The 6,351-nt window shown below is 66.9% G+C and carries 5 protein-coding genes; 3 read left to right on the top strand and 2 right to left on the bottom strand.

Going from position 1 to position 6,351, the window contains the following annotated elements:
- Positions 1-134: 134 nt before the first annotated feature.
- Both miaA and lexA read right to left on the bottom strand, forming a co-directional pair.
- Entirely contained in the window at positions 135-1,013 is an 879-nt protein-coding gene (gene miaA / locus MJ777_RS15230) for a tRNA (adenosine(37)-N6)-dimethylallyltransferase MiaA (RefSeq protein ID WP_239376947.1), read from the bottom strand.
- Between the two features lie 38 nt (positions 1,014-1,051).
- The gene (gene lexA, locus MJ777_RS15225) at positions 1,052-1,825 is read right to left on the bottom strand and encodes a transcriptional repressor LexA (RefSeq protein WP_239308855.1); all 774 of its coding nucleotides are present in this window, start codon (positions 1,823-1,825) and stop codon (positions 1,052-1,054) included.
- Between the two features lie 286 nt (positions 1,826-2,111).
- Here lexA and MJ777_RS15220 point away from each other — a divergent pair, with 286 nt between their 5' ends.
- From MJ777_RS15220 to MJ777_RS15210, 3 genes are all read left to right on the top strand, one after another.
- Entirely contained in the window at positions 2,112-2,384 is a 273-nt protein-coding gene (locus MJ777_RS15220) for a LysM peptidoglycan-binding domain-containing protein (protein WP_239308854.1), read from the top strand.
- A gap of 110 nt (positions 2,385-2,494) precedes the next feature.
- Positions 2,495-2,944, top strand: coding sequence for a transcriptional regulator NrdR (nrdR, locus tag MJ777_RS15215; RefSeq protein ID WP_239308853.1), 450 nt, complete (start codon positions 2,495-2,497; stop codon positions 2,942-2,944).
- A 122-nt stretch (positions 2,945-3,066) separates the two neighbouring features.
- Positions 3,067-6,036, top strand: coding sequence for a vitamin B12-dependent ribonucleotide reductase (locus MJ777_RS15210; RefSeq protein WP_239376945.1), 2,970 nt, complete (start codon positions 3,067-3,069; stop codon positions 6,034-6,036).
- The last annotated feature ends 315 nt before the right edge of the window (positions 6,037-6,351 follow it).

The raw sequence follows: 6,351 nt of genomic DNA, 5'->3' as shown, positions 1-6,351 counted from the left end.
CCTCGGGTTGGTAATGCAACTGCAACGATCCGTCGTCGAACGCGGCGCACAGGGCCGGGACGAGGTTCAGCTCGAGCGCGGTCACAGATGTCTCCAGACGCCGGGATGAACGGGTCGCCGGTACCCATCGCATGTCAGGCTGAGCTGACCATGCCCGCCACCTGATCGACGTCGGGATGGTCTAGCCAAATTATGCGGGGATCGCGGCGAAACCACGACCTTTGTCTGCGGACGAATCGGCGCGTCGCGGCAATGGTCGCGAGCCGGGCGGCTTCGCTGGATTCGATCTCGCCATCCAGCCACGCCAGGACCTGCGCGTAGCCCAGGGCGCGTGAGGCGGTGCGTCCTTTGCGCAGGCCCAGACCGGCGAGCGTCTGGACCTCTTCGACCATGCCGGCAGCCCACATCGCCGCCACGCGGTCGGTGACTCGGATATCAAGGTCATGATGGTCGAGGCCGATCTGGACGACGTCATAGACCGCGCGGTGTTCCGGTAGGGAGGCGGCGAAGCCGCCGGTGAGCTCCAGCACTTCCAGCGCGCGCACGATGCGGCGACCATTGCTGGCCAGGATGGCGGCAGCCGCTTTCGGCGCCCGCGCGGTCAGGTCGGCGTGCAACGCGGCCGCCCCACGTTCGGACAGTTCCTGTTCAAGGCGCGCGCGTACCGCCGGGTCGGTGCCGGGAAACCTGAGGTCGTCGATGACAGCCCTGAGGTAGAGCCCTGAGCCGCCGACGAGCACCGGGGTCCGGCCGGCACTGAGCAGATCGTCGATGACGGTTCGTGCTCTGGCCTGGTAGGAGGCCACGTCGGCGGTATGGGTGATTTCCCAGATGTCAAGCAGATGGTGCGGGACGCCTCTGCGCTCCCGCGTCGGTACTTTGGCTGTGCCGATGTCCATGCCGCGGTAAAGCTGCATGGAGTCGGCATTGACGACCTCACCGCCGAGTACGGCGGCAAGGTCGATCGCAAGTTCGCTTTTGCCGGCCGCCGTCGGCCCGACGACCGCCACCATGCGTCCGGCTTTCTCCCGGTCGGCACAGCCAGCCACGATCAGACCCGGCGCAGAACCGCGACGATCCGGCCGAGGATCGCCGCCTCGTCACCCGGAATATCGGCATAGGCCGGGTTCTGCGGTTGAAGCCATGCATGGCCATCACGGTGACGCAAGGTCTTGACCGTGGCCTCACCATCGATCATTGCGGCGACGATCTCGCCGCTGTCCGCGACCGGCTGTTGCCGGACGACCACCCAGTCCCCGTCGCAGATCGCGGCATCGACCATGGAATCCCCGACAACGCGCAGCATGAACAGGGTGCCCTCGCCGACGATTTCGCGGGGAAGAGGGAAGATCTCCTCAACCGCCTGTTCGGCAAGAATCGGTCCGCCCGCCGCGATGCGGCCGAGGACGGGTACGTAGGCCGCGTCGCGATGGCCGTCCGACGGGACCACCGATCCGTCGGCACCGGCAGCCGGCATCGCTGGTGCCCCGAGACGGAGGCTGTCGCGTGCCGCCGGGCGGACCGGTGCGTCCGCGGAAAGTACCTCCATGGCCCGCGGGCGGTGGGGGTCACGCCGTAGGAAGCCCTTCTCCTCCAGCATCCTGAGCTGATGCGCGACGCTGCTTGTGCTGGTCAGCCCGACCGCTTGGCCGATCTCGCGCACGCTGGGGGGGTATCCGCGGCGCTCGACGGCATTGCGGATCACCTCCAGCACCTTGCGCTGGCGGGGGGTCAGGCCCGACGCGTCCGCCGGCCCGTCCGGCAGGTCGCGCACGCTGCCGCGTGGTGGCCGGCCACGTCGGGTGCGGTTGGGGTCGGTGGTCATACCTGCCGTTCTCCTTCGTTTCGCGGTCGTGGCAGACTCCGCTCCCGGCGGACCCAGTGGTTTTGCCAGGAACCGGCGCTGGTGGTCACAACCGACATCTCATCGGTACGACCGTAACTGCCGTGACCGAATTTCTCAAACGTCTGTTCGAGCGTGTCGTGGCGATTCCGTCGGGGTCGTGCGGTAGAAACTCGATCGGGAGTTCGATCGAACGGATGTTCGTTGTTTGCGATCTCGGAGGTTGAAGGAGTGTGTGGTGGAGAGGTCGGCTGAGCCTCCGCTGAGGTTGACCAGGAGGGGTCGGGCGGTCCTGGTCGTCCTCGTCGCGGCTGTCTTCTGTCTGGTCCTGTCTCTCGCGCGGGTGACCTCGTTGGCCTCGTCGCGTGGGGGTGGCGGGCCGGCGCGTGTTCATGTGGTCCAGTCCGGGGAGACCCTGTGGGGGATAGCGCGTGGGCTGGCGCCCGAGGGTGACACCCGGGTGGTTGTGGCGCGGCTGGCCGGTATGAATCAACTCGGCACCACCGATCTTGTTCCGGGCCAGGCGCTTCGCCTGCCCTGACCGTTGGACACGCCGGCGGGTTTGCCAGGTCGTGGTGGCTGACTCTATCGTCCACCACAACATGTGGTAGTTACGAAGGTGTAAGTCATCAAGATTTTGGGGGATCGTCCGTGCGATGCCCGTTTTGTCGACACCCGGACAGCAGGGTTGTCGACAGCCGCGAGACCGAGGAAGGTGCCGTGATCCGCCGTCGGCGATCGTGCTCGTCCTGCGGCCGCCGGTTCACGACGATCGAGGAGGCATCACTGCGGGTCATCAAACGCAGCGGGGTCACCGAGCCGTTCAGCCGCGCGAAGGTGGTGGCGGGGGTACGCCGGGCGTGCCAGGGCCGACCGGTGGAGACGGACGCGCTGGCCCAGCTTGCTCAGTTGGTCGAGGACACGCTGCGTGCGTCCGGAGCGGCCGAGATTCCCTCGGACGAGATCGGCCGAGCGATTCTCGGCCCACTGCGAGATCTTGACGAGGTCGCCTACCTGAGGTTCGCCTCGGTGTATCTGGCCTTCGACTCCCTGGCGGACTTCGAGACCGCGATCGCCGGTCTTCGGACGCAGGCCAGGTAGTTCACCAGCTGGTTACGGCGTGTTTCGGAAGTCGTCGTTCGATCAGGGAGCCGCGTCCAGGTGGCTGCCGAAACACGCCCTAGTCGCCGCCCTAATGCCGTATCCGCCAGACGAGGAGCGCCATGACCGAGACCCGCGGCACGAAGTCGACCCGGCCCGCTGGTAAGACCACCGGCCTGAAAGTAGGACGTGTCTACACGTCGCCCGGCGTACATCCCTACGACGAGGTCACCTGGGAGCTGCGGGACGTCGTGATGACCAACTGGCGGGACGGTTCGGTCAACTTCGAGCAGCGCGGGGTGGAGTTCCCTGACTTCTGGTCGGTGAACGCCACGAACATCGTCACGAGCAAGTACTTCCGCGGCGCGTTGGGCGCTGCCACGCGCGAATGGTCACTGCGCCAGCTCATCGACCGGGTCGTGCGCACCTACGCGGCCGCCGGGCAGCAGAACGGGTACTTCGCGTCGGAGACCGACGCCGAGGTCTTTGCGCAGGAGCTGACCTGGATGCTCCTGCACCAGGTCTTCAGCTTCAACAGCCCCGTGTGGTTCAACGTCGGCACCTCGGCACCGCAGCAGGTCTCGGCCTGTTTCATCCTGTCCGTCGACGACACGATGGAGTCGATCCTCAACTGGTACCGGGAAGAGGGCCTGATCTTCAAAGGTGGCTCGGGTGCCGGGCTGAACCTGTCACGCATCCGCTCGTCCAGGGAGCTGCTCTCCTCCGGCGGTACCGCGTCCGGCCCGGTCAGCTTCATGCGTGGAGCCGACGCCTCGGCCGGGACGATCAAATCAGGTGGCGCGACCCGGCGAGCCGCGAAGATGGTCGTGCTTGACGTCGATCACCCCGACATCGTCGACTTTGTCGAGAGCAAGGCCCGTGAGGAGAGCAAGATCCGAGCGTTGCGGGATGCCGGCTTCGACATGGACCTCGGCGGCCGTGACATCGTCTCGGTGCAGTACCAGAACGCCAACAACTCGGTTCGGGTGACGGACGAGTTCATGCGGGCGGTGCTCGACGGCACCGACTTCCACCTGCGGGCCCGGATCGACGGGCGGATCATCGAGACCATCGGGGCGCGGTCGCTGTTCCGTACCATCGCGCAGGCCGCATGGGACTGCGCGGATCCCGGGATCCAGTACGACGACACGATCAACGACTGGCACACCTGCCCGGAGTCCGGCCGGATCAGCGCCAGCAATCCGTGCAGCGAGTACGTGCACCTGGACAACTCCAGCTGCAACCTGGCCTCGCTGAACCTGATGCGGTTCCTGCGCGACGATCTGACCTTCGACGCGGAGGCGTTCGTCGCCGCCGTCGAGCTGGTCATCACCGCGATGGACATCTCGATCTGTTTCGCTGACTTCCCGACCCCGGAGATCACCCGGGTGACCCGGGCGTTCCGCCAGCTCGGGATCGGCTACGCAAATCTCGGTGCGCTGCTCATGGCGACAGGCCGCGCGTATGACTCCGAGGGCGGCCGGGCAATGGCTGGCGCGATCACCGCGCTGATGACCGCGGCGGCCTACCGGCGCTCGGCGCAGCTCGCGGGCGTCATGGGGGCGTACGACGGCTTCGCGCGCAACGCTGAGGCCCATCGCCGGGTGATCCGTAAGCACGCCGCCGCGACGGACACGGTCCGCAACGCCGGAGCGGATGATGCCCGGGTGCTCGCCCTGGCCGCCGCTGAATGGGCCCGTGCGCACGCCTTGGGCGAGAAGCACGGATGGCGTAATGCGCAGGTCAGTCTGCTCCCTCCGACCGGCACGATCGGGTTGGCGATGGACTGCGACACCACCGGCATCGAGCCCGACCTCGCGCTGGTGAAGATGAAGAAGATGGTGGGCGGATCGAGCATGCGGATCGTCAACCAGACGGTTCCCGCCGCGCTGCGGGCTCTCGACTACGCGGAGGAGACGGTCGAGGCGATCGTCGAGTACGTGGCCGAGCACGGCCATGTCATCGACGCCCCGGGCCTGCGCCGCGAGCACTACGAGGTGTTCGACTGCGCGATCGGCGAGCGGGCGATCAGCCCCATGGGGCATATTCGGATGATGGCGGCGGTCCAGCCGTTTCTGTCCGGAGCTATTTCGAAGACTGTCAACATGCCGTCCTCGGCGACGGTCGAGGACGTCGAGCGGATCTACCTCGAGGGCTGGCGGCTCGGGCTGAAGGCCCTGGCCATCTACCGGGACAACTGCAAGGTCGGCCAGCCGCTGTCCGACCTGCGTGGCGCGAGGAGGTCCGCGGGAGCGGTTGCGGGCACCGGCACGGCGGCCGCGCTGGCTGTCGGCGGGCCGCCGGAGGAGTACCAGCCCGTCCGTCGCCGCCTACCGAAGATCCGGCCTTCCCGGACGGTGTCCTTCTCCGTCGGTGGCGCGGAGGGCTACATGACCGCCGGGTCCTATCCCGATGACGGTCTCGGCGAGGTCTTCATCAAGATGTCGAAGCAGGGCTCCACCCTGTCAGGTGTCATGGACGCGTTTTCCATTGCGATCTCGATCGCGCTTCAGTACGGTGTCCCGCTGGACGCCTACGTCCGCAAGTTCATCAACATGCGTTTCGAGCCGGCCGGCATGACCGACGACCCGGATGTCCGGATGGCGCAGTCCGTGATGGACTACCTCTTCCGCCGCTTGGCGCTGGACTACCTGCCCCAGGAAACCCGCGCGGAACTCGGTGTGCTGAGCGCCCAGGAGCGGGCGCGTCAGCTCACCGGGCAGTATGGCGGGCCGGGCGCGGTGGACGTATCTGATGCTCTCGTGGAGCCGGCGTCGGCGTCGGCGTCGGCGTCAGTAGCGTCAGCTCCGGAGCCGGTCGACACGGTCGGCGCCGAGCTCTCCACTGACCGGTTGACCGGAGCTGACCCAATGACGGAGGCGCGGCAGGCCGGACACGAGCATGCCTTCCCGGTTGTGCGGTCGATGGTCCAGCTGCGGGGCTCGTTGCCGGCGGAGGTCCCGGTGGGAGAGTCGCTGTCGGCGCAGAACGCCGTGGACGCGCCGCTGTGTTTCACCTGCGGGGTGACCATGCGGCCGGCCGGTAGCTGCTACGTGTGCGAGCAATGTGGCTCCACCAGCGGCTGTAGCTAGTGGTCGCCGCCGCGCCCGCGGTACCACTCTCGAATTCTGATCAACGGACCCCTGTTTGGCGCGAATGGTCACTGCGCGGCGGGTGCGGCGCCATACCGTAACCACCCTTATGGGTTTCGATGGAGGTTGGTGCTGTATTGGCGATTTGTTGTTCCTGGGCTCGGTATTGACATCGTGGCCGCGGAGACCTGAAGAGCGGGCCTGAAGAGATAGTTAGTTATTCGCGACACACCGGCCGGTCCGCAGGGTAGTCTTCGCGACAGCGGGTGCGGCGTCCCGAGAGCGAGGGTCTACACTGCTTCGTAGACCCGGCGA

The sequence above is a fragment of the Protofrankia sp. Cj5 genome (genome assembly GCF_917627405.1).
Taxonomy (GTDB): Bacteria; Actinomycetota; Actinomycetes; order Frankiales; family Frankiaceae; genus Protofrankia.
Note: the sequence above shows the minus strand (reverse complement) of the source record. Positions and strands in the feature narration are given on the sequence as shown.